At 72.1% G+C, this 23,993-nt stretch carries 18 protein-coding genes and 1 riboswitch; of the genes, 11 read left to right on the forward strand and 7 right to left on the reverse strand.

What is annotated here, in order from left to right:
- Nucleotides 1-205: 205 nt before the first annotated feature.
- The gene (locus tag LX15_RS11110) at nt 206-1,261 is read right to left on the reverse strand and encodes an Acg family FMN-binding oxidoreductase (protein ID WP_253669452.1); all 1,056 of its coding nucleotides are present in this window, start codon (nt 1,259-1,261) and stop codon (nt 206-208) included.
- A gap of 234 nt (nt 1,262-1,495) precedes the next feature.
- A riboswitch (cobalamin riboswitch) is annotated at nt 1,496-1,716 on the forward strand.
- Between the two features lie 430 nt (nt 1,717-2,146).
- Between LX15_RS11110 and LX15_RS11115 the strand changes: the two genes are divergently transcribed.
- From LX15_RS11115 to LX15_RS11135, 5 genes are all read left to right on the forward strand, one after another.
- Nucleotides 2,147-4,684, forward strand: a complete 2,538-nt coding sequence (locus LX15_RS11115) for a ribonucleoside-diphosphate reductase subunit alpha (protein WP_253669453.1) — start codon at nt 2,147-2,149, stop codon at nt 4,682-4,684.
- A 47-nt stretch (nt 4,685-4,731) separates the two neighbouring features.
- Nucleotides 4,732-5,808 (forward strand): ribonucleotide-diphosphate reductase subunit beta, encoded by a 1,077-nt coding sequence (locus LX15_RS11120; protein WP_253669454.1) that lies wholly within the window; start codon nt 4,732-4,734, stop codon nt 5,806-5,808.
- A gap of 189 nt (nt 5,809-5,997) precedes the next feature.
- On the forward strand, nt 5,998-6,435 hold the full coding sequence (locus LX15_RS11125) for an SLOG cluster 4 domain-containing protein (RefSeq protein ID WP_301304421.1): 438 nt from the start codon (nt 5,998-6,000) through the stop codon (nt 6,433-6,435).
- 86 nt (nt 6,436-6,521) lie between these two features.
- Nucleotides 6,522-7,172 carry an NUDIX hydrolase gene (locus LX15_RS11130; protein WP_253669456.1) on the forward strand — a complete coding sequence of 217 codons (651 nt, stop codon included), beginning with the start codon at nt 6,522-6,524 and terminating at the stop codon, nt 7,170-7,172.
- A 209-nt stretch (nt 7,173-7,381) separates the two neighbouring features.
- Entirely contained in the window at nt 7,382-8,020 is a 639-nt protein-coding gene (locus LX15_RS11135) for a UDP-N-acetylglucosamine 2-epimerase (protein WP_253669457.1), read from the forward strand.
- 261 nt (nt 8,021-8,281) lie between these two features.
- On the opposite strand, the gene meaB is transcribed toward LX15_RS11135, so the two are convergent.
- The 3 genes from meaB to mutA are packed head-to-tail and all read right to left on the reverse strand — an operon-like array spanning nt 8,282 to nt 13,530.
- Nucleotides 8,282-9,283, reverse strand: coding sequence for a methylmalonyl Co-A mutase-associated GTPase MeaB (gene meaB, locus LX15_RS11140; RefSeq protein ID WP_253669458.1), 1,002 nt, complete (start codon nt 9,281-9,283; stop codon nt 8,282-8,284).
- A gap of 3 nt (nt 9,284-9,286) precedes the next feature.
- Nucleotides 9,287-11,656: a methylmalonyl-CoA mutase gene (scpA, locus tag LX15_RS11145; protein WP_253669459.1), complete on the reverse strand. Its 2,370-nt coding sequence runs from the start codon at nt 11,654-11,656 to the stop codon at nt 9,287-9,289.
- Complete coding sequence (gene mutA / locus LX15_RS11150) at nt 11,656-13,530, reverse strand: methylmalonyl-CoA mutase small subunit (protein WP_253669460.1); 1,875 nt, start codon at nt 13,528-13,530, stop codon at nt 11,656-11,658. Before mutA ends, scpA begins: the two co-directional genes overlap by 1 nt.
- Before the next feature lie 481 nt (nt 13,531-14,011).
- On the opposite strand from mutA, the gene LX15_RS11155 reads away from it, so the two are divergent.
- The 3 genes from LX15_RS11155 to LX15_RS11165 all read left to right on the forward strand — a co-directional run bounded on the left by LX15_RS11155 (nt 14,012) and on the right by LX15_RS11165 (nt 17,205).
- Nucleotides 14,012-15,157 carry a 2-hydroxyacid dehydrogenase gene (locus LX15_RS11155; RefSeq protein WP_253669461.1) on the forward strand — a complete coding sequence of 382 codons (1,146 nt, stop codon included), beginning with the start codon at nt 14,012-14,014 and terminating at the stop codon, nt 15,155-15,157.
- Between the two features lie 148 nt (nt 15,158-15,305).
- Entirely contained in the window at nt 15,306-15,653 is a 348-nt protein-coding gene (locus LX15_RS11160; protein WP_253669462.1) for a hypothetical protein, read from the forward strand.
- 322 nt (nt 15,654-15,975) lie between these two features.
- Nucleotides 15,976-17,205, forward strand: coding sequence for a serine hydrolase domain-containing protein (locus LX15_RS11165; RefSeq protein WP_253669463.1), 1,230 nt, complete (start codon nt 15,976-15,978; stop codon nt 17,203-17,205).
- Nucleotides 17,206-17,266: 61 nt separating this feature from the next.
- Here LX15_RS11165 and LX15_RS11170 read toward each other — a convergent pair whose 3' ends face one another.
- Both LX15_RS11170 and LX15_RS11175 read right to left on the reverse strand, forming a co-directional pair.
- On the reverse strand, nt 17,267-18,217 hold the full coding sequence (locus LX15_RS11170) for a hypothetical protein (protein WP_253669464.1): 951 nt from the start codon (nt 18,215-18,217) through the stop codon (nt 17,267-17,269).
- Between the two features lie 221 nt (nt 18,218-18,438).
- On the reverse strand, nt 18,439-18,858 hold the full coding sequence (locus tag LX15_RS11175; RefSeq protein WP_253669465.1) for a hypothetical protein: 420 nt from the start codon (nt 18,856-18,858) through the stop codon (nt 18,439-18,441).
- Nucleotides 18,859-20,299: 1,441 nt separating this feature from the next.
- Here LX15_RS11175 and LX15_RS11180 point away from each other — a divergent pair.
- On the forward strand, nt 20,300-20,884 hold the full coding sequence (locus tag LX15_RS11180) for an NUDIX hydrolase (RefSeq protein ID WP_253669466.1): 585 nt from the start codon (nt 20,300-20,302) through the stop codon (nt 20,882-20,884).
- A 93-nt stretch (nt 20,885-20,977) separates the two neighbouring features.
- Here the strand turns inward: LX15_RS11180 and LX15_RS11185 are convergent, their stop codons facing one another.
- Nucleotides 20,978-21,415 carry an OsmC family peroxiredoxin gene (locus LX15_RS11185; RefSeq protein ID WP_253669467.1) on the reverse strand — a complete coding sequence of 146 codons (438 nt, stop codon included), beginning with the start codon at nt 21,413-21,415 and terminating at the stop codon, nt 20,978-20,980.
- A gap of 191 nt (nt 21,416-21,606) precedes the next feature.
- On the opposite strand from LX15_RS11185, the gene LX15_RS11190 reads away from it, so the two are divergent.
- Entirely contained in the window at nt 21,607-22,596 is a 990-nt protein-coding gene (locus LX15_RS11190) for a hypothetical protein (RefSeq protein WP_253669468.1), read from the forward strand.
- 199 nt (nt 22,597-22,795) lie between these two features.
- Nucleotides 22,796-23,551 carry a thermonuclease family protein gene (locus tag LX15_RS11195; RefSeq protein ID WP_253669469.1) on the forward strand — a complete coding sequence of 252 codons (756 nt, stop codon included), beginning with the start codon at nt 22,796-22,798 and terminating at the stop codon, nt 23,549-23,551.
- The last annotated feature ends 442 nt before the right edge of the window (nt 23,552-23,993 follow it).

Consider the following 23,993-nt stretch of genomic DNA (forward strand, 5'->3'; position numbering starts at 1 on the left):
GCTCGTCCGCGCCGGCTCAGGGCACGGAAAGCCGTGGCGGGGAACAGGATCGCGGGGAACGACTTCGCTCACGCATGGCTACCAGGGTCGCACCGCGCCAGCGGAAGTCCCGGGGTCCGACCGGGACTTCACCCCGTGTGCCGGGAACCCGTCCCGGGCCGGGTGTAGGCGGGGCGTGGGCGAACCACGGCCCGCGACAAGTCGTTCACCCGCTCACGCCGGCGCCACCCCTCGGCGGTCTGACCCGCCCGGCTCCGGCTTCCACCGGCCGGGACGGAACCTCGCGGAGGACCTCCCGCACCGGCCGCCGGGGCGTGAGCAGCGGGGGCAGGCTCCCCGGAGGACGGAACCCGACCCGCAGGACGAGCTGGGGGAAACCCTTGCCGTCCAGGACGTCCCGCCGCACCGACTCGCGCGTGCTCGGCACCTCCAGCGCCTGGCTCAGCGGGGACGCGGCCAAGCCGTGCAGCTCCGCGGTGAGCAGGACCGCGCTGACCGCCTCACCCGCCCGCAGGCGGGACATCCGGTCGTCGGCCGCGCTGCCCACGACCACGAGCTGCCCCAACTCCTCGGGAGTGGCCCAACGCCGGTGCATCCTCGACGGCGCGCCGAAGTCCCGCATCACCATGTCGCCGTACCGCAGGCCGGACGACGGGGTGCTCACGTCGGGGATGCCGTCGGTCGCGTGGACCCCACGCGCCGTCCACGCGGCGAGTTCCGCGCGGTAGGCGGCGTCCCTGCCCTGGATCTCCGCCGCCGCGGCGAACGCGGCGGTCAGGGCGGCGCGGCGGTCGCCGGTGACGATCCACGCCTCGCTGCCGTGTTCCCGCGCGACGGCGGCCATCGCCGCGAGCGAGGCGGACGGGGCCGGTCGGTCGCTGTACGGGCGACGGTCGGTCGTCCTGGCCTCGATCGCGGCGAGGACGCTGGCGTCGTGCTCGCCCGGCGGGCGGCGGCCGGTGAACCGGATCGTCGCGAGGTGGTCCTCGTCGCGGCGCGACGGCAGGCGGTGGACGGCGGTGTTCCAGCCGAGGATCGCCAACGCGGTGACCATGTGGTGCAGGGTCGCGCCGCAGCCGAGCAGCAGCTCGCGGTCACCGGGGTCGGCCGACCGCAGCGAGCGGGACCGGTCCGCGTGGAGGTGCAGGGACGTGTGGTCCGCGTGCCACAGCCATGGCTGCGTGTTGTACGCCGACGGCGCGCGGCACGCGAGTGCGACCGCGGCGTGCAGGACGTCGCGGTCGGGTGTCGTGGTGTTCATGAATGTGGTTACTCCCGATGCTTGCCCGACGAAGATCGCATCAGGGGCGCGGGCCGACCAGGGTCGAAGGTCCCGAGGCGGGTTCGGCGCGGTGGGCCGGCCGCGGCGTCGGGCGGGCCGGGCCACGGACGGACACGGACGGGACACGGGCGCCACCATCGCGAGCGGGCTCACCCGATCGGACCACGACTCGCAGCCATGTTGGGTTGAGTTGCCTCGCGCGGCACTACATGTAGTATCCGGTCCGCCGATGGTTCATCGGGCTCCCCTCGGGGGGCGCGATGAGGCAAGAGGGAACCCGGTGCGAGTCCGGGACTGCCCCGCAGCGGTGAGCGGGAACGACCGCCGTCATGAAGCACTGGGCGCGAGTCTGGGAAGCGACGGCCAGTAGGTCCGCCGGTGGAGACCGGCGGGTGCCCGCGAGTCCGAAGACCTGCCATCGGCACGCGCGCCGCACGGCGCGCGTCGGTCCGGGACCTCGCGGGAGGGTGGACGGACGACCCGGCGCACGCCCGGCGTGCGCTCCCGGTCGTGCTCGCCCGCTCCGCGTCGGCCCCTGGCCACGTCGTCGAGCTCGCGAGGAGAGAGCCGTGATCGTGATCACCGCCGTCCCGTCGGCGTCCGCGTCACCGACACCGCCGCCAGCGCGGCCGTCGGCCCTGCCGGCCGCGCCAGTCGTCTCAGCCGTGTCAGTCGGGTCCGCCGTGTCAGTCGGGTCCGCCGTGTTCGTCGCGTCAGCGGCCTGACCCGGTCCGTCTCCTCCCGTCCACCGCGCCACGCCCTGACGCCGCCGCGCGGTCTTCCCCAGCTCGACCTCCGCACGGCCGCACACGAGCCGTGTCGGAGCGCCCGCGCACACCCTCGCTACCCACGGAGTTCCCGAGCATGTCCGAGTCGTCCCCGCACACCTCCCAACTCCTCGTCGACCGGATCGACGACCGCCCCGGCGAGGCCGCCGCGACGGTCGCGCCGGCCGAGGTCCCGTCGCCCCCGGCGGCCCCCTCGCTCACCGTGCGGCACGAGGACGGCCGCACGCGCCCCCTGGACGTCGCCCGGCTGGCCCTGGTCATCGGGGAGGCGTGCGCCGGACTGGGCGGCGTGGACGCCGACACGGTGCTGGCCGAGACCCTGCGCAACCTCTACGACGGCATGCACGCGCGGGAGCTGGCGATCGCCCCGGTGATGGCGGCCCGCCCCCTGGTGGAGACCGAGCCGAACTACTCGCTGGTGTGCGCCCGGCTCCTGCTGGACAAGCTGCGCGGGGAGGCTTTGCGCCACCTCGGCGAGGGCGCCGAGCAGGCGAGCCACGCCGAGATGAGCCGGCGCTACCCCTCCTACTTCGCGGCGTTCGTGGCCATGGGCGTCGAGCTGGGCCAGCTCGACCCCGAACTCGCCCGGTTCGACCTCGACCGGCTGGGCGCGGCGCTGGTCCCCGACCGCGACCTCAACTTCCAGTTCCTGGGCCTCCAGACCCTCTACGACCGGTACCTGCTGCACGACGACGGCACCCGGTACGAGCTGCCGCAGGCCTTCTTCATGCGGGTCGCGATGGGCCTGGCGCTGCGCGAGGACGACCGCGAGGCCAGGGCGATCGAGTTCTACCACCTGCTGTCGTCGTTCGACTTCATGTGCTCGACGCCGACGCTGTTCAACTCGGGCACCACGCGGCCCCAGCTCTCCTCGTGCTTCCTGACCACCGTGGAGGACGACCTGGAGAGCATCTTCCACGGCATCAGCAACAACGCGCTGCTGTCGAAGTACGCCGGCGGTCTGGGCAACGACTGGACCCCGGTGCGGGGCATCGGCGCGCACATCAGGGGGACCAACGGCAGGTCCCAGGGCGTGGTGCCGTTCCTGAAGATCGCCAACGACACGGCCGTGGCGGTCAACCAGGGCGGCAAGCGCAAGGGCGCGGTGTGCGCGTACCTGGAGACCTGGCACATCGACGTCGAGGAGTTCCTCGACCTGCGCAAGAACACCGGCGACGAGCGCCGCCGCACCCACGACATGAACACCGCGAACTGGGTGCCGGACGAGTTCCTGCGCCGCGTGCGCGCCGACGGCGAGTGGACGTTGTTCTCGCCGGACGAGGTGCCGGACCTGCACGACCTCTACGGCCAGGCGTTCACCCAGCGGTACTGCGCCTACGAGGCTGCCGCCGACCGGGGCGAGATCCGGGTCTTCCGCAGGGTGCGCGCGCGGGACCTGTGGCGGCGCATGCTGACCATGCTGTTCGAGACCGGGCACCCGTGGATCACGTTCAAGGACCCGTGCAACCTGCGCTCGCCGCAGCAACACGCCGGCGTCGTGCACTCCTCCAACCTGTGCACCGAGATCACGCTGAACACCAGCCCCGACGAGGTGGCCGTGTGCAACCTCGGGTCGGTGAACCTGGCCCGGCACGTGACCGAGGACGGCATCGACCACGAGCGGTTGCGGAACACGGTGCGCACCGCCGTCCGCATGCTGGACAACGTCATCGACGTGAACTTCTACACCATCCCGGAGGCGAGCCGGTCCAACCTGCGGCACCGTCCGGTCGGCCTCGGCCTGATGGGCTTCCAGGACGCCTTGTTCACGCTGCGGCTGCCCATGGCCTCGTGGGAGGCCGTGGAGTTCGCCGACCGCAGCATGGAGGAGATCAGCTACTACGCGATCGCGGCGTCGTGTGAGTTGGCGGCGGAGCGGGGCCGGTACGAGTCGTTCGAGGGCTCGTTGTGGAGCAGGGGCATCCTGCCGATCGACTCCCTGGAGATCCTGTCCGCGCACCGGGGCGCGGACCTCGAAGTGGATCGTTCGTCCACATTGGACTGGGATGCGCTGCGCGAGCGCGTGCGCGAGGTGGGCATGCGCAACTCCAACGTCATGGCCATCGCCCCCACGGCCACCATCGCCAACATCTGCGGCGTCGGCCAGTCGATCGAGCCGCTGTACCGCAACCTGTACGTGAAGGCCAACATGTCGGGCGACTTCACCGTGGTGAACCCGAACCTGGTCCGCGAGCTGAAGGACCGGGGGCTGTGGGACGCGGCGATGGTCGCCGACCTGAAGTACTTCGACGGCGTGCTCGGCCCGATCGACCGGGTGCCCGAGGAGCTGAAGGCCCTGTACGCCACGGCCTTCGAGATCGACAGCCGGTGGCTGGTCGAGGCGGCGGCCCGGCGCCAGAAGTGGATCGACCAGGCCCAGTCGCTCAACCTCTACCTGGCCCGGCCCAGCGGGCGCCAGCTCGACGAGCTGTACCAGCTCGCCTGGGTGCGCGGCCTGAAGACCACGTACTACCTGCGCTCGCAGAGCGCGACCCACGTCGAGAAGAGCACCCTGCGCGGCACCGACGGCAAGCTCAACGCCGTCTCCCCGGTGCTCCCGTCGGCGCCGGCGGCCTGCTCGGTCACCGACCCCGACTGCGAGGCGTGCCAGTGACCGCGCCCTCCCCCGTTCCCCAACCCCACGACACGAGGAAAGGCACGATGACCGACACCCAGCGCCCCGCCGCCCAGTCCGGCCTCGGCGAGATCGACCGGTCGGGAGCCAGGGTCACCGTCGACGACAAGGCGATGATCAACTGCCGGGCGGACGTGAACCAGCTCCTGCCGCTGAAGTACCACTGGGCGTGGGAGAAGTACCTCGCCGGCTGCAACAACCACTGGATGCCCACCGAGGTCTCGATGCAGGCCGACATCGCGCTGTGGAAGTCGCCGGACGGGCTGACCGACGACGAGCGCAGGGCCATCAAGCGCAACCTCGGCTTCTTCGCCACCTCCGAGTCGCTGGTGGCCAACAACGTCGTGCTCGCCGTCTACCGGCACCTGACCAACCCCGAGTGCCGGCAGTACCTGCTGCGCCAGGCGTTCGAGGAGGCCGTGCACACCCACACCTTCCAGTACATCTGCGAGAGCCTCGGCCTGGACGAGGGCGAGCTGTTCAACATGTACCGGGAGGTGCCGTCGATCACCGACAAGGCGGCGTGGGCGCTGAACTACACCCAGCACCTGGAGGACCCCTCCTTCACCACGGGCACCCCGGAGAAGGACCAGGCGTTCCTCCGCGACCTCGTCGCGTTCTACGTGGTGTTCGAGGGGATGTGGTTCTACACCGGCTTCGCCCAGATCCTCTCGCTCGGCCGGCGCAACAAGATGGTCGGCATCGCCGAGCAGTACCAGTACATCCTGCGGGACGAGTCGATCCACCTGAACTTCGGCATTGACGCGATCAACCAGATCAAGATCGAGAACCCGCACCTGTGGAGCGAGGAGTTCCAGCAGGAGGTGCGGGTCATGCTCGGCGAGGCGTGCGAGCTGGAGGTCGCCTACGGCAGGGACACCATGCCGAGGGGCCTGCTCGGGCTCAACGCCGAGCTGTGCGAGCAGTACATGCGGTTCATCACCAACCGCCGCTGCGCCCAGCTCGGGCTCGCCCCGGTCTTCGGCCCGACCGAGAACCCGTTCCCGTGGATGTCGGAGATGATGGACCTCAAGAAGGAGAAGAACTTCTTCGAGACCCGCGTCATCGAGTACCAGAACGGCGGCGCCCTCGAATGGGACTGACCTCCCCCTCCCTCCTCTGACCCCGTCCCTCCTCCTACCCCGTCCCTCCCGCCGACCCGGGCCTGGGCGTGCTCCCCTCCGCGCCAGGACACGCCCAGGCCCGCCCGGCGATCCTGGTGCGGGGGTCACGCCACCAACGCCGCCACAGGGACACGCCCAAGACGTTGTAGGCGGACTGATCGTGGAACGCTGTGCCAAACCGGCGCTTGCGGGGGCAAGTTGGTGATCTGCGGGGGCGGCATCGGTGTCATGGAAGCCGTCGCCGCGGGCGTGCGCGCCGAGAACGGGTTGGTGATCGGTGTTCGCCCCAACGACTCCCGTGAGGGCGCGTGCCCCGACCTCTCGGCAGTCGTGGTCACGAACATGGGGGAGGCGCGCAACGCGGTCATCGTCTGGTCCGCCGACGCCGTGATCGCCATCGGCGGCTCGTGGGGCACCCTGTCCGAGGTCGCGTTGGCGATGCGGCGCGGCAACATCCCGGTGGTCAGCCTCGGCGGCTGGACCATCCTCGACGCGGACGGGAAACCCGTGCCCGGTATCGAGAACGCCACCGACCCCGCCGACGCCGTCACCCGGGCCACCCAGCAGTGGACCAGCCCGAAGGGCGCGGCTCGCGGATCTCACTGATCGGCTTGGGCGTGAACCATACCTTGATGTCTCCGGACCTACTGGCGGCTCCAGGACGAACCTTCCGCTCACCACCAAGGACGACTGTGACGCTGATCGACATCTTCAACGACCGCTACGAGCCCATCGGCACCGGGGACAAGAAGACCGCGCACGCCAAGGGGTTGTGGCACCGGACCTTCTCCGCGCTCGCCATCAACCCCACCACCAGGCGGGTGATCCTCCAGAAGAAGGCTCCCGGCCGCTACAGCTTCGACCGGCCCGACTACGCCGACATCACGGTCGGCGGCCACTACCAGGCCGGCGAGAGCATCCCCGACGGCGTGCGCGAGGTTCACGAGGAACTCGGTCTGCCGGTCGCCTACGGCGACCTGCACCCGATCGGTCTACGGCAGACCGCGGTCACCCTCGCCCCCGACCACATCGAACGCGAGTTCCAACACTGGCACCTGCTGCCCCTGGACGGGGAGTTGGACGACATCCCGCTCTCCGACGCCGAGGTGTCCGGCCTGGTGGACCTCGCCCTGGACGACGCGATCGCGCTCGCCGACGGGGACACCGGCACCGTGCCCGCCCGGTACGCGACCCGCACGGAGACCGGTCTCGAGTACGGCGAAGCCACCCTGTCCACGGCCGACCTCGTCCCCAACTACCTCACGCTCGATCAGCTCTACCTCAGGTTGTTCGTCGCCGCGCGCCGTTTCTGCGCGGGCGAACGCACGCACGTTTTCTGGTGACTGTTCCGGACCTGTCCATGCGGATCGCTGTTGTCGTGTTCACCCGTCCTGAAGCCATCAAAGCTCGCCCCGGTCACCGGTCTTCTCGGCCCTGAGGCATTGATCGTGAACACCGGACAACACTTCAGCCCCGGCATGTCTGGGCGGACCTCTCCCTTGAATTCCACCATCACCACGACATTCGCCGAGGTCACCAACTCGGTGTTCTGGTGACCGCACTTGACCAGGTCTTCGCTCTGCACGAACCTGACGCCGTACTGGTTCAGGGAGACACCACCTCGGCGCTCGCTGGTGCATTGGCCGCCAACGCCACCAGCACACCCCTCGTGGACCTCGAAGCCGGTCTGCGCAGCTTCGACCGGGCAATGCCCGAAGAGCACCACCGTGTGCTCATTGACCATCTCGCCGACCTCTGCCGCGCTCCGACGCCGCTGGCCAGGGACAATCTCCTGGCTGAGCGCATCCCACCGGAACGAGTCGTGTTCACCGGCAACACCATCGTCGAAGCCGTCGCCACCGCACTGCCGAACATGCGAGAACAGGAGCACGTCCTGGCGAGCCTCGGGCTGACGTCGGGCGGCTTCGTGCTGGCGACCATCCACCGGCCCGAGAACGCCGACAATCCCGTCAATCTCGCAGCCATCCTGCGCCAACTGGCCGCGACACCTGTGCCCGTCGTGCTTCCCCTTCCACCCCCGAACATGCCGGCGCATCAACGCGTTCGGGTTCACCGACCTCGTCCGCCGGCTACGGCTGACCGAACCGCTCGACTACCGACGCTGCGCTTGTGGGGGCAAGTGGTTGGGCGACAGAGCACTCGTTCTGGTGGTAGATCCACGCCTTCGTGAGCCGGGTTATCCACAGGCCACCGAGTTGTCCACAGCGGACCGGTTTCGTCTCGTGGCCCCGTGGTGCTCGGCACTAGGCTGGACGCGGGGCTCGCCCCCCGGGACGGGTGGGGGGTGTCCTCCGGCAGGGGCGGGGCAGGTCAGAGAGGCAAAGGGCGGGGCGGCGCGTGATCAGCCGGCATCGGTGGGGAACCGCCCTCGGCAAGGAGAGGAACACCGAGCCCGGCGAGGAGATCAACACATGAGGACGGGCCGGTGTGGTCAGGCGTCGCGGGGTGGGGTGCCGAGGAAGGCGGCGAGGATGCGGTCCGCGGCCAGGGTCGGGGTCAGGACGCCCTCGCTGACCTGGCGCTCCAGGTCCGGTGCCATCTCCCTGACCGCCGGGTGCCCGTGCAGCTCGCCCAGCAACCGGTCCCGCACCATCGTCCAGGTCCACCCGACCTGCTGTCGCCGCCGCTTCGCGGCCAGCTCCCCGCTGGCGGCCAACGTGTCCTGGTGCCGGACCACGTGCTGCCACATCGTGTCCAGCCCGACGTCGTCGCGCCCGCTGCACGTCAGCACGGGCGTCTCCCAGTCGCTGTCCGGCGACCGCAGCAGGCGCAGCGCCCCGGCCAGCTCCCTGGCGGCGCGCCGCGCGTCCCGCTCGTGGTCCCCGTCGGCCTTGTTCACCGCGATCACGTCGGCCAGCTCCAGCACGCCCTTCTTGATGCCCTGGAGCTGGTCGCCGGTGCGCGCGAGGGTGAGGAACAGGAAGGTGTCGACCATGTCCGCCACGGCCACCTCGGACTGCCCCACGCCGACGGTCTCGACAAGCACCACGTCGTAGCCGGCGGCCTCCATCACCACGATGGTCTCGCGCGTGGCCTTCGCGACGCCGCCGAGCGTCCCCGCCGTGGGCGAGGGCCGGACGAACGCGGCGGGGTCCGCGGCGAGCCGGGCCATCCTCGTCTTGTCCCCGAGGATGCTGCCGCCGGTGCGGGTCGAGGACGGGTCCACGGCGAGCACCGCGACCCGGTGGCCGGCCCCGGTCAACCTGCTGCCGAGGGTGTCGATGAGCGTCGACTTGCCCACGCCCGGCACCCCGGTCACACCGACCCGACGCGCCTTGCCGGCATGCGGCAGCAGCTCCACGAGCAGTTCCTGCGCGAGGGCGCGGTGGTCGGGGCGGCGGGACTCCACGAGGGTGATCGCGCGGGCGATCCACGCGCGGGAGCCCGCGAGCACCCCCTCCGCGTACTGACCGACGTCGATGGTGACCGGCATGGCTCAGCCGTCTGTCCCCTGCGCGGTCCCCGAGGGGCCGCCGGGACCGACAGAACCGCCGGAGCCGACAGGGCCGTCGGGGCCACCAGAGCCGACAGGGCCACCAGAGCCGACAGGGCCGCCGGAGACGACACGACCGTCGGGGTCGTCCCCGCCGAGGTCGTGCCCGAGCCGTTCGCCGAGCAGCCGTAGCAGCCCCAGCGCGGCCTCGGCCACGACCGTGCCCGGCGGGAAGATCGCGGCCGCGCCGGCCGCGCGCAGCGCGTCGTGGTCCTGCGGCGGGATGACCCCGCCCACCACGATCAGGATGTCGTCCCTGCCCAGCTCGGCCAGCTCGTCCCGCAGCGCGGGCACGAGCGTCAGGTGCCCCGCGGCCAGCGACGAGACCCCGACGATGTGCACGTCCGCCTCGACGGCCTGCCGCGCCACCTCGGCCGGGGTCTGGAACAGCGGGCCCACGTCCACGTCGAAGCCGAGGTCGGCGAAGGCGGTCGCGATCACCTTCTGCCCCCGGTCGTGGCCGTCCTGGCCCATCTTGGCCACCAGGATGCGCGGCCGCCGGCCCTCGGCCAGCTCGAACTCGTCGGCGGCCCGCCGGGTCCGCTCGATGTCGCTCATGGGTCCCGCCTCGTCGCGGTAGACGCCGGAGATGGTGCGGACCTGCCCGGAGTGCCGGCCGTAGACCTTCTCCAGCGCGTCGGAGATCTCCCCGACGGTCGCCTTGGCCCGCGCCGCGTCGATCGCGAGCGCGAGCAGGTTCTCCTCCAGCCCCGGCCGCCTCCTGCCGTGCAGCGCGCCGTCGGCCGCCCTGGTCAGCGCGTGCAGCGCCGCCTGGCAGGCGTCCTCGTCGCGTTCGGCGCGCAGCCGGCGCAGCTTCTCGACCTGCTGGGCGAGCACCTCGGCGTTGTCCACCTTGAGGACCTCGATGGCCTCGTCGGCGTCCACCCGGTACTTGTTCACCCCGATCACGGGCTGCCGCCCGGAGTCGATGCGGGCCTGCGTGCGCGCGGCGGCCTCCTCGACGCGCATCTTCGGGATGCCCTCGTCGATCGCCTTCGCCATCCCGCCGGCGGCCTCGACCTCCTGGATGTGGCCCCACGCGCGGAGCGCCAGGTCGTGGGTGAGTCGCTCCACATAGGAGCTGCCGCCCCACGGGTCGATCACCCGCGTGGTGCCCGACTCCTGCTGCAACACGAGCTGCGTGTTCCTGGCGATGCGGGCGGAGAAGTCGGTGGGCAGCGCCAACGCCTCGTCGAGCGCGTTGGTGTGCAGGGACTGCGTGTGCCCCTGAGTGGCGGCCATCGCCTCCACGCACGTGCGCACCACGTTGTTGAAGACGTCCTGCGCCGTCAGGGACCATCCGGAGGTCTGGCAGTGCGTGCGCAGCGACAGCGACTTCGGGTTCGTGGCCCCGAACTCCCTGACCAGCTTGGCCCACAGCAGCCGGGCGGCGCGCAGCTTGGCGACCTCCATGAAGAAGTTCATGCCGATGGCCCAGAAGAACGAGAGGCGCGGCGCGAAGGCGTCCACGTCCAGCCCGGCGTCGCGCCCGGCACGCAGGTACTCCACGCCGTCGGCCAGGGTGTAGGCCAGCTCCAGGTCGGCGGTGGCCCCGGCCTCCTGGATGTGGTAGCCGGAGATGGAGATCGAGTTGAACTTCGGCATCCGCTGCGAGGTGTAGGCGAAGATGTCGGAGATGATCCGCATCGACGGCCCCGGCGGGTAGATGTAGGTGTTGCGGACCATGAACTCCTTGAGGATGTCGTTCTGGATGGTCCCCGCGAGCTGTTCCGGCGCCACCCCCTGCTCCTCGGCGGCCACCACGTAGAGGGCGAGCACCGGCAGCACCGCGCCGTTCATGGTCATGGACACGCTCATCCGGTCCAACGGGATGCCGTCGAAGAGCTGTCGCATGTCGTAGATGGAGTCGATCGCCACCCCGGCCATGCCCACGTCGCCGCGCACCCTCGGGTGGTCGCTGTCGTAGCCGCGGTGGGTGGCCAGGTCGAAGGCGACCGACAGGCCCTTCTGGCCGGCGGCGAGGTTGCGGCGGTAGAACGCGTTGGACTCGGCCGCCGTGGAGAACCCCGCGTACTGGCGGACGGTCCACGGCTGCGTCACGTACATCGTGGGGTACGGGCCGCGCAGGTAGGGCGGGATTCCCGGGTAGGTGCGCAGGAAGTCCAGTCCCTCGGTGTCGGCCGCCGTGTAGAGCGGGCGCACCGGGATGCCCTCCGGGGTCTCCCACACCAGGCCGTCGACGTCGCTCCCGGTGCGCTCGCGCACCGCGTCACGCCACCGCCCGAGGTCGGCGACCGGCTCGCCGTCGCCCAGTCCGACGTGCCCGAAGTCGGGGATCACCGTGTCCGCCATCAGGCCACTCCCAGGTCGCGCAGGGTCGTGCGGAGAACGTCGAGGGCATCGCAGCCGGCGAACAGGTAACCGTCCACACCGGACTCCGCGTCGCTGCCCGCCCGCTCGCCCGGCTTGCCGGCCAACCAGATCCGGATGGCGCCAGCGGCCTTCAGGGCGCGGGCGACGGGCGCGGCGGACTCGGCGTAGACCTTGTCGCTGGAGCACAGGCAGGCCACGGTCGCGCCGCTCGCGGTGAACGCCGTGGCGATCTCCCCGGGGTCCGCGGTCGCGCCGCTGGTCGGCGTCTCGATGCCGCCGGCCTGGAAGAGGTTGGCGGCGAAGGTGGCGCGGGCGGTGTGCGCGGCGACCGGGCCGAGCGTGGCGAGGAAGACGGCGGGCCGGGAGCCCGTGGCCGCCAGGTGCGCGTCGGACCGGTCGCGCAGCGCCTCGAACTCCTCGGCGTAGCGGTGGCGGGGCAGTCCCCCGCCGGACGGCGCCGGCGCCGGAGCGCGCTCCGGCAGGCGCTCGGCGAGGTTGGGGAACTCGCTGACGCCGGTGATCGGGTCCTTCCGGTGCGCGATGCGGTCCGCGCGCCGCCGCCAGGTCTCCTCCAGCCGGCGGGCGACGAGCCCGTCGGCCAGGGCGGCCGCCATGCCCCCGGCCCGTTCGATCTCGGTGAACCACGCCCACGCGGCCGCCGCGAGCTCGTCGGTGAGCCGTTCCACGTACCAGGAGCCGCCGGCCGGGTCGATCACCCGCGCCACGTTGGACTCCTCCAGCAACAGGGAGTGGGTGTTGCGCGCGATCCGCCGGGCGAAGGCGTCGGGCAGGCCGAGGCGGGTGTCGAACGGCTGCACCGTCACGGCGTCCGCGCCGCCGACGCCGGCCGCGAAGCAGGCCACGGTGGTGCGCAGCATGTTCACCCAGGGGTCGCGGGCGGTCATCATCGCCGGCGACGTGACGGCGTGCTGGCGCTGGCCCCGCACCGCCTCGCCGGCCCCGCAGACCTCGCCGACCCTGGCCCACAGCCGTCGCGCGGCGCGCAGCTTGGCGATGGTGAGGAACTGGTCGGCGGTGGCGGCGTAGCGGAACTCCAGTTGCCGGAACGCGGCGTCGACGTCGAGCCCCGCTCCGGTCAGCGCGCGCAGGTAGGCGACGCCGGTCGCCACCGAACAGCCCAGCTCCTCGGCGTCGCTGCCGCCCGCCTCGTGGTAGGGCAGGGCGTCCACTGTGATCGCTCGCAGCCGCTCGAAACCGTTGGCGCATCGCAGGGCCAGCTCGGTGGCGACGCTCAGGGAGTGGTCGACGCCGGTGCGCGCGCGCAGGCCGAGCGGGTCGGCCCCGAGGTTGCCGGCGAGCGCGTGCGGTGGGACCTGGCGGTCGGCGGCCAGGCGCAGCAGCAGGTCGGCGGCCTCCTCGGTCCGCGCCCCGGCGTCGAGCACCACGGGGGCGAGGTCGAGGTAGACGTCGGCGAGGGCCTCGGGCAGCGCCTCGACCGGCAGCCCCTCCTCGCCCAGGACCAGCCACAGCGAGGTCCCGCCGTTCTCCAGGTCGGCGAGCACCGCCTCCCTGGTCACGGCGGGGTCGGGGTGGGCGTGGCGCTGCCGCGCGTCCCAGCCGGACACCACGCCGCCCTCGGGCCGGCCGCCGCGCACGAACGGTGGCAGGCCGGGCAGGCCGGGGTCGGGGACGTCGTCCTCGGCCGTGTGCAGCGGGGCCACGGTGACGCCGTCGTACGTGGTGGTGGCCAGGAGGTCCTCGACGGGGCCGGTGAGGTTCTCCAGGTCCCTCCCCGCCTTGCGCAACACCCCGGCGACCAGCTCCCGCCACTGGTCGCGGCCGGGCGCCGGGAAGTCGGCGGCCAGGCTCAGTTCCTCCCTCGGCACCGTCATGCCGCGGATGGTAGCCAGCACCCCCACCGACCAGACCGGAGAACGTGGGCCTGATCACGCTCGGTGCCTGGCCGTATCGGTTCCGATGCCGCGGGCCGCATCCCGCAAGGTGAACCCCCGTCCTCAGTGGACCACCTCCGGCCGAGAGGCGAGGGTCCGCCGTGCCGTGCTCGCCAGGCTCGTCACGCACCGTCCCCGGCCTCCGGTCGGTGGGCTCCGACGGCCGACGCGGATGTCGACCCGGGTGGGTCCTGCCGGCACACTCCCGACCTCGCTCCTGACCGGCTCGCCCCTCCGAGGGGAGCAGCCCACTACTCCCCTGGCACCAGCGATTTCCCTTGGGCCACAAGGGTGTTCACGGCTCCTCACGAGCGGGGGCACGTGTTGTGCGGAACCGGGCTTCACGACGCCCCACCCGTCGTAGTCTGCGGCCACTGGGGGACGGCGCGGCGCGTCGTCAGGAAGACGGAAGGGGCCCGACATGACGGAGAGGCGAACACGACCGGCGGCCCTGCTCCTCCTGGACCCGACCGACGTGCCCGCGACGGTGACACCCCGCATCGAGCGCCTGGTCGAACCCACCTGGTGGCCGGAGGACCTCGCCGACCTGCCGGCTCACCGGACCCCCGAGGACACGTCGGTGCTGGTGACGGGCCACCAGGAACTCGGGGCCGCCGCGTTGTCCCGGTTCCCCCGGCTCCGGCTGGTGCTGGCCACCGGCACGGCGACCGACCACATCGACCTCGACTACTGCCGCGAGCACGACGTCGTCGTGCGCAACAACACCGGGTACTCCGGCGCCACCGTCGCCGAACACGTCTTCGCGTTGTTGTTGGCCAGGTCCCGACGGCTCGCCTCCGCCGAGGCCACCGCCCGCTTCGGCGGGCCGAAGGAGCACACCCTGGGCTTCGACCTCGCCGGGCGGACGATGGGCATCGTCGGGCTCGGGGACGTGGGCGGACGCGTCGCCCGACTCGCGCTCGGCTTCGACATGCGCGTGCTCTTCGCCAACTCGAACCCGAGGCACGTGCCCTTCGCCAGCCAGGTCGACCTCGACCGGCTCCTGCGCGAGTCGGACGTCGTCGTCCTCACGGTCCCGCTCACGCCGCGCACGCGGCACCTGCTCGACGCGGACCGGTTCCGGACGATGCGCGGGAACGCGGTCGTCGTGAACGTGTCGGCCGACGAGCTGATCGACCCGGACGCGCTGGCGTCCGCGCTGTGCGAGGGGACCATCGCGGGGGCCGCGCTGGACGTCACGGGCTCCACCGCGCCGTACCTGGACCTGCCGAACCTGACGATCACCTCGCGGCACGGGTGGTACACGGCGGAGTGCCGGCACCGGCGCGCGGTGCGGTGGATCAACACGCTCGCCGAGTGCCTCGACCACCTCGACCGCGCCGTGACGGTCGCCGAGCGGCGGTGGTCCGCCACCGCTCGTGACACCGCGGGTCCGTCCGCTGCTGCCTTCGAGGAGGGACACCGCCTTTCGGGGGACAGCGAATGGAGCAACGCCGTGCGGCCGTTCGTCCTCTTGACCCCCTCGTCCAATGTTTTCCCGCCCGCCGTTCTTCCTGATCATGAGGGAGGAAAATCGGTTCCGCCGCACACGCCCCGGGGAACGTGAATTCATCTCACTCACCCGGGCGCCACAACGGCGGCGTCTTTCCGGGTGTTTCCGCCCGAGGTGTGTGGTCCGTTCCCGAAAAATTCGGGTTCCATGACGGCGGCGTCACGAGGAAAACGCCACCCGCATCGACGAAGGAGCCGCCACGATGAAGCGGACCATGTCGCTCTCCCTGCTCGCCGGACTCGCCGCCGCGCTCCTGCTCGGCGGAGGCGCGACCGCGCAGGCCACCGGGGGCCACCAGTGCAGCAACGGCGTGGCCAACGTCGTGACCTGCAACGACACCACCGGGGTCGTCCCGGTGACGATCAAGATCCAGGGAGACCGCACCCTGAGCGACACCGAGCTGTCCGTGCTGGAGGACACCCTCAACAACACCGACGTCGACGTCGACGTCCTCAAGTCGGTGGTCGTCGAGACCTACGACTCCTTCGACCCGGCGATCGCCATCACGGTGGAGGACGTCGACGTGTGCGTCGCCATGGTGTGCGGATGACGAGGAGGATGCGTGGAGCGGGATGATCCGGAAAACAACCGCCAACACCGGAAGACCATTCCTCTCCATTCCTCCCCGATGATCCGCGCCGAGAACGTCCCTGCCAGGAGTTGACGGCCACGACGACCGGCGACGCCTCGGCGACACCGATCGGGGCGCGGCCCCGCCGTCACGTCCCGTGGCGGCGGGGCCGCACGGCCTCCGGGGCCGCACCAGGTCCCGTCCTGCGGTTTTCCGCAGGACGGGACCTGTGGAGTTCACCAGGCCAGCTCTGCGGCCGACCTCGTGGTCGCGGGCGGCGCCGATTCCTACGGTTTTCCGTGTGAGAGCGCGAAAATCCCCGTTCCCCCTGTCCCTGTCCCTGTCCGTGACCGTGGCCGTGGCCGTCACCGTCGCCCTGGCGGCCGCCCTGGTCCTCGCCCTCGTCCCCGTCGGCGGTCCGGCCGTGGCCGCGGCGTCCCCGATGTCCCCGGCATCCCCGCCGTCACTGCCACCCCGCGGGGAACTCCAGTCACGGCTGACCCACCTGGTGGAGAGCGAAGCGGCGACGGCCGCCCTGCTCCGTGTCCAGGACGGCCAGGACGGCCAGGACGGCCAGCACCGCCCCGCACACTGGTCCGGTCGGGCCGGTGTCCGGGACCTCGCCTCGGGCACGCCGGCCGCCGCGCACGGGCACTTCCGCATCGGCAGCGTCACCAAGACCTTCGTGGCGACGGTGGTGCTCCAGCTCGTCGACGAGGGGCGCCTGGCACTGGACGACCCGATCGACCGACACCTGCCCGGCGTGGTGCCCGGCGGCGACCGCATCACCGTCCGGCAGATCCTCAACCACACGAGCGGGATCTACGACTACGCCCACGAACGCGACTACTCCACCAACCGCTGGCGCGGTGAGGCCCGGTTCCGCACCTACCACCCCGAGGAGTTGCTCGCCGTCGCCTTCGCGCACGAGCCGTACTTCCCGCCGGGCGGTGGCTGGCACTACTCCAACACCAACTACCTCCTCGCGGGACTCCTCGTCGAGCGGCTCACCGGCCGGCCGTACGGGGCCGAGATCCAGCGCCGCATCCTGCGGCCACTCGGCATGGTTCACACGTCCGTCCCCGGAAACGACCCCAGGGTGCCGGAGCCGCACGCGCGTGGATACGCGCGGGTGGACGGGCAGGACGTCGACGCGACCGAGATGAACCCGTCGCTGGACTGGGCCGCCGGCGAGATGATCTCCACGACCGCGGACCTCGACCGCTTCCTCGCCGCGCTGCTCGGCGGCCGGCTCACCAGTCCCGCCTCCCTCGCGGCCATGCGGGAGACCGTGGCGACCGGCACCCTCTTCCGGTACGGCCTCGGCCTGCAACAGGTCGACCTGCCCTGTGGCAGGACCCTCTTCGGCCACGGCGGGGAGCTGCTCGGATTCCTCACCTACGCCATGGGTGACGCCCACGGTCGTCAGGCCACGTTGTCCTACAACCCCTACCACCGCAAGGCGTCGGCGGAGGACCTCATGGGGATCTTCTCCACGGCCTTCTGCCCACCGGGTGGCCAACGGTCCTGACACCCGACGGTCCGCCCCGCGTCGGCGACCGGCGGACAGGAGGGAACGGCGGGTGGCGTGGTCAGAGCGGGAGGCGGAAGGTGAGCCAGCGAGACGTGATCCGCAGTCCGGCCAGGGCGCAGGCCCGGGCCACGGCCGGGTCGTGGAGTTCGCGGACCGACAGCTCGGCGACCTCGGAGCGGCCCCCGCCGAGCGCGGCGGCGAGTTCGGTGAGCAGGGCGGCGACCAGGGCGGCGAGGTCGGCGTCGGGCACGGCCCGGTGGACGACCTTCTCGACGAGGGCCGTCCGCCCGGTGACCACGGCGGTGACCTGGGCGCGGGGCGCGCCCCGGCCGTCGAGCAGGTCCAGCGTCAGCAGCGGTCGCGCGTCGTCGCCCAGGTACTCGGCGACGTCCTCGGCGTCCCACTCCAGGCCGGTGGCGTCGTGGTAGAGCCGGGCGTACTCAGCGAGCAGATCGTCATTGACCGGCTGGAACACGCGCCGCGTGGCCACGTCGGGGAGGGTCGCCGAGACAGACCACGCGTCGAGGCCCACGCCCCAGTGCCGACCGACCTCCTGGTGCGGGGCGGCGCCGAGCCGCCCGGCGGCCACGCCCTCGGCGCTGTCGTCGAGCCCGCTCCACTCCAGCGCGGTGAAACCGGCGTCGCGGGCCTGGTCCGCCGCGCCGGCCAGCAGTCGGGCGACCACGACGTCCTCGGCGGTCCCATGAGGACGGCTGTCGGGTCCACTCTGGACTTCCGGGGAGAGGCGCACCGCCTCCCGGGACACGAGCAGCAGGTCGGCGGTGGCCACCGACTCGTCCTCCTCGTGGGCGGACACGCGGGTCCAGCCCAGCAGCGCCGAGTCGTGGCGGGCGACGACCACGCCGACCAGGCTCGGCCAGCCGTCGTCAGGGATCGAGGAAACCTCGTCCGGCGCGGGCTGTCCCAGCGCGGTGAGCAGTTCCCGCACCAGTCCGGCCTCCACCCCGGGGTCCCGCGCGAACTCCAGCGAGACGTCCGTCCGCCGCATTCCGACCACCGCCTCGGAGAAGCACCGTGAACACCGTCTCGGCGAGAACGGCCCCGGGGAACACCGTCCCGTCCGACGTCGCCCGACCGTCGTCCGACGCCACGCGGGCGGCGCAGGACGGCGGGGCCGTCGAGGAGAGCACGGGCAGTATGAACACTGTGGACACCGTGACCACTGTGGACACGACGAGTGTCCACTGTGGTCACCTCACCGGGGTCACCTCACTGGCCGGGCGCGCGGAAGACCACGGGAGGGACCGACGCCGCGGCCGGCGGCCGCGCTCCGCGCCGCTCCTGACGCAGGTGGATCTCCCTGGGCTCCTCGGCCTCCGCGACCGGCGGCTCGGTGGCCACCGGGGCGGCGGGGACCTCGTCCCGACCGACGTCGGTCACGTCGAGGGCGCGCCGGGCCTTGTTGACCCACATCGTCCACATGACCTCGTCGCGGGTGCCCCTGGCCTCGGCGAGGACGACGGAGAGCGCGCCGCGCACCTTGGCGGACAGCACCGCGTCCTTCCTGACCGCGGCGAAGGTCCGCATGGCCTGCGCGTCGTTGCGTTTGACGATCTGGCGCACCTCGTCGACCAGGGCCTCACGGGGCAGGGCCAGCCACTGGTCGACAATGTCCGGAGTGGTGGGCACGTGCGGGTCATCCTCCCAGATCCGGTTCACCGGTAGCACGAGGTCATCATGGGTGTCCGCGGCGCGGTCCTCCGGCCGGATGGGCCGATCGCGCGCCAGACTACCCCGTTCGGGGCACGGTTCTTCAGAGCACGGTTCTTCAGAGCACGGTCCTTCGGGGCGCAGTCCTTCAGAGCACAGTCCCCGGGGTGCGCTTCCTGGAGACGACGACAGGTCGCCATCGCACTCTCCACAGACGAACAATTCCCCGACGAATGGAATTCCCCCGGACGAGGCGCGAACAGCGGGGCGGGTGCGCCACCACGGTCGCACCTGTTTCCGGGCGACACCAGGGACCCTACCCCGAGCGGCGGGCCGGACGCCATGCCACGGCCGGCTTCGTGGCATGGCCCACCACGAACACGTCAGTTCAGAAGAAGCCCGTTCGCCCGTTCCCGCTGGCCTTCACCCGGAGAAACACCCTCCTCCCACCAACAACACGGGCAACAGTCCACGGTGGACCTGAACGCGGCGTCGACGGCCCGTCAGCGCCGCCGGTCGGGTGACTCCGCACCCAGAACCAGCACGAGACGCGCCCCTTCCCCACAACGGGAACACCGGCGCCGGCGCGGATTCCCCACCACCGCGCCGCCAGCTCCCGACCACCCGCGCCCGGCCGCTCAGGACGAGTTTCACCGACAGCGCCCGCTCCGAGGTGTCCCCGAGGCATGATCCGGGTGATCACGAGCCGGGAGGGACGCCGTGGGAAAGGTCAGCCGCCTCGTCAGGGCCAGGGCGGACTACGTGGGGTTCCTCCTGTCCCGCGAGTGGCCCGTCGTGCTCTCCGGCGCGGGCGTCCTCCTCGGCGCGGTGACGATCCTGCCCAGCGCGGTGGGCGTGGCGCTGTCGATGATCGCGCTGGTCCTCGGTTCGGTGACCTTCGCCAGGGACTTCCGCCTGCTGCGTCGCCGGTGGGCGTCCTACGAGTTCTCGCTGATCGCCGCGCCGTTCCCCACCGAGGACGTCCCGCCGCCCTCCACGTACCCGAACGCCTCCTACCTGCACGTCCCCAACCGGGGAACCGCCCTGGTCAGCGACGGGATCGACCGGGAGCTCGCCGCGCGCCCCCTGCCGGTCGAGGTCGACGAGCGGCCCTACCGGCTGCCCCGCCAGCTCAGGGCCAGCGCCCCGCACGTGCTGCCCGTCCGCAACCGGGGGCGGCTGGTCTTCAACGGCAGAGTCGTGGGCCTGCGCGGGGACCCCCTCCCCCTCGCGCACGGCCCCGGCGCCCCGCTCCGGCTGCACCGGGCGCGCTTCTTCGACGCCCAGTGCTCGAACGAGATGTGCTCGCTGCGCATCACGCGGCGGGACACCGGCGAGGAGTTCGATCCGCGCCGCCGCCTGCCTCACGGACACGAGCGGACGGCTGCGGACGCTGGCGGAGAGCGAGCTGGCCGACGTCGTGGGCATCTCGACGATCGCCCTGACCACCGACGGCGCCCTCGTGCTCGTCCGGCAGTCCGAGAGGAACGTCGCGAGCGCCCTGCTGCTCGCCCCGTCCGACAGCGGCTCGCTGGAGCCGCGCGACCTGGCGGGCGCGGACGCCGGGCGGAGCGCGCAGGAGATCCTGCGCACCGGCATGGAGCGCGAGCTGCGGGAGGAGACCGGGCTGCGAGCGGAGGAGATCGTCAGCACGACGGTCGTCGGGTTCGCCCGGTGGATGGAGCGCGGGGCCAAACCGGAGTTCTTCGCCCTGACCAGGCTTTCGGTGGCCGCCGCCGACCTCACGCGCCGCCGCGTGGCCTCGGACGAGAAGCTCTACAGCGCCGGGCTCCGCACCGTCCCGATCGATCTCGTCGCGCTCGGTAAGGAGTTGCGCGCGGGGGTCGACCTGCTCACGGCCAGCCACCTCCCGCGACTCCTCAGGGAGGACGGGTCGCTGCCCCTGCTGCTCGCGGTGCGCGCCGCCGCGTTGTGGCTGGTCAGGCGGCCTGACGACCGACAGGAGGAGGCGGGCGCGCCGCCGGAGCCCGTTCCGACCTCCTGACACGCCTCAGCACGAACCGCACACGCACGGTCACGCTGAGGATCGCCCCCGGGGGCTGGCGAAGGCCAGCTCCGAGGGGTCAGCGCCACGGGCTCAGGACGGCCCCGAGGACGCCAGCTCCGCACGGAGCTGGATGGACGTCCCGGCCAGGGCCTGGCTCACCGGGCAGTTCTTCTCCGCCGTCTCGGCGGCGGCCGCGAAGTCCTGCGTGCTCATGCCCGGCACGGACGCGCGGACCGTCAACTGGATGCCGGTGATGCCCTGCCCCGGGACGAAGGTGACCTCCGCGCGCGTCTCCACCGACTCCGGGCGCGCGCCCCGTCCCCCCAGCTCGTGCGCCAGGGCCATGGAGTAGCAGGCGGAGTGCGCCGCCGCGATCAGCTCCTCGGGGCTCGTCCGCCCGTCCGGCTCGTTCGCCCGCGAGGGCCAGGTCACCTCGTGCGACCCCAGCCCCGAGGAGTCCAGCGACACCGTGCCGGAGCCGTCCTGGAGCCCGCCCTTCCAGACCGTGTGCGCGGTGCGGATCGTCATGGTTCCCTCCCGGGCCTGGCCACTCGTACCGGACTGTCGAACGGTTCGGGGCCTCCTGCCACCTCGGCCCGGCCAGACCACCCGAACCGACGACCGGCGCGCGCCGGCCACCGCCGGGGCACGCGTCGGCGTCCGCGCGGGACGCGCGGCGCGGTGGGGAGCGCGGTACGTTGCCAGCCGGAGGTGCCGCAGTGAGCAGCGCGTACGAACGAGCGGCCCGACGCGCGGTGGCGTGGCTGGCCGACCGGCTGGAGCCCGACGGCTCCTTCCGCTCCGCCGACGACGACCTCGGCTGCTACTACAAGGCGCCCTACCTGTTCTCCCTCGCCGGGCACCCCGCCGAGGCCAACCGCCTGCTGACGCGGATCCAGAGCCGGTTCGGCCAGCACGACCACGACTTCCTGACCGGGGAGGACGCCAAGAGCGCGAACCCGGCGCTGGAGGAGTTCTGGGCCTACCCCAACGGGTGGATCACGATGGCCGCCCAGCGGATGGGCCGGTTCGACGTGGCGCACCCGGCATTCCGCTTTCTCCGCTGGTTCCACCAGCCGGCCACCGGCGGTTTCCGCACCCGGGGCCCGAAACACGCCCACAACACCGGAACCGACGCCCTCTCCACGGCCCACCTCGGGCTGGTGGCGCTGTACTTCGACGACATGGAGCGCGCGGAGGGCGCGGGGCACTGGCTCGCGGAGACGCTGGCCATGCAGCCGGACCTGGACTTCGGCCTCTACCTGCGTCGGGACGGCTCGGGCGCGCTCGTGCGGGACTTCCCCGCCGACGCGACCCTGTTCCACCTCGTCAGCGCGACCGAGCCCGAGCAGGCGTACTTCATGGTCGGTTACCCGATGGCGTTCCTCGCCGCGCTGCACCGCGCCACCGGCAACCCCGGCCACCTCGACGCGGCATGGGGCTACCTCGACTTCGCCCTGCGGACCACGGGGAACATCCGCCGGTGCCACAACAGCCACAAGGTCGCCTGGGGCGCGGCCGCGCTGGCCAGGACCACCGGGGACCAGGACTGCCTCGCCCTGGCCACCGACGTCGCCGACCACCTCCTGTCCACACAGGACGCGAGTGGCGCGTGGCTGGCCGACCAGCCGGCCCTGACGGTTTTCGACCAGACGGCCGAGGTGGCGATCTGGCTGCTGGAGATCAGCGCCGCCCTCGACGGCTGGTGACTCCTTCCGGTCCGCGTCCGGGAGAAGTATGCTCGCGCCGGCCCGGCGGACGTGACCCCGTTCACATTCCGCCGGTTTGTCCGATTGTCGCGCGTTTCTGGGGGTTTTCGTGTCCACACGAGGTTCACGTCGAAGAACCCGGGAGAAGGGATCTGACGACGGGAGCGCCGCGGCGAGAGGCGCCGCCCTCCTGGTCGCGGTGCCGCTCGCGCTGGCCATCGCGGCGTGTTCCCCCAGCGGGAACTCCGCCTCGCCGACCGCGACGTCGACCCCGAGCGGGAGTTCGTCGTCCACCACCGCGCCGACCGCCACCACCACCCCGCCCACCGCGGTCGCCAAGGTGCTGGGCGGTGACAGCTTCGAGATCAGCCGACCCTCGGGAACCAGGGTCGTGCGCCTGCTGGGGATCGCGGCCCCGACGGCGACCGGGGGCCAGGCCCAGTGCTGGGCCGCGGAGGCGCGGGCCGCCGCGGCGTCCCTGGTGGAGGGCAAGGAGATCACGCTCGACACCGGCGGGAAGGAGGAGGCCGACCCCGAGGGCCGCCTCCTCGCGCGGGCGCGACTGGCGGACGGCCGCGACCTCGCCGAGGCCCTGGTCGCCCAGGGCGCCGCCCGCGTCGTGGCCGGCACGCTGCCCGCCGACCGCGCGGAGGCCCTGCGCAAGGCCGAGGAGTCGGCGCGCAGCGCGCGGGCCGGGCTGTGGGGAGAGCCGTGCCAGGGCGGCACTGCGCTGCCGACCCCGCCTCCACCGGCGACCACGCCGCCACCCGCCCCGGTGGCGACGCAACCACCGCCGCCACCCCCGGCCGCGCACACGCCGCCGCCCGCCCCGCAGGTCTACTACAAGAACTGCGCCGAGGTGAGGGCGGCGGGGGCCGCGCCCCTGCACCGCGGGGACCCCGGCTACGCGAAGCACCTCGACCGGGACGGCGACGGAGTGGCCTGCGAGCGATAGTCGTCGGTCTCTGACCCGGCACGGGCGGGTGCGTGTGGACGATGCCCGTATGGGCGAGGGCATCGTCCACTGGCATGATCCTGTCCACATAGGACACTCGCACCAGTCCTGAGTGGACCAGCAGCCGGTCAACCGTGGCGTGGTTGAGCCCGAGCAGGTACGCGATGCTGGCCGACCCCAACGGCCGGTCCGCCGCACTTTGATGATCTGCCGTTCGAGGGGAGGCAAGGCGCGCTGGGGGCTGGTGTGCGGGCGGCTGGGGCGGCTGGTCATGCCAGCCGTCCCGCCCGTTCGCCCCGCTGGTGTCCTGTCCGCCGCACACGGCTGGTGTTGCCCTTGCCCACGATCTCCCGTGTGGGTGGGGTCGCTGGTTGGCCATGCCCGCCACCCGCGAGAGAGGCCTTGGTTGACGGCCCGCCGCGGGAGCGGCCGACGGCGTGAC

It is taken from the genome of Streptoalloteichus tenebrarius (genome assembly GCF_024171885.1).
GTDB classification, from domain to species: domain Bacteria; phylum Actinomycetota; class Actinomycetes; order Mycobacteriales; family Pseudonocardiaceae; genus Streptoalloteichus; species Streptoalloteichus tenebrarius.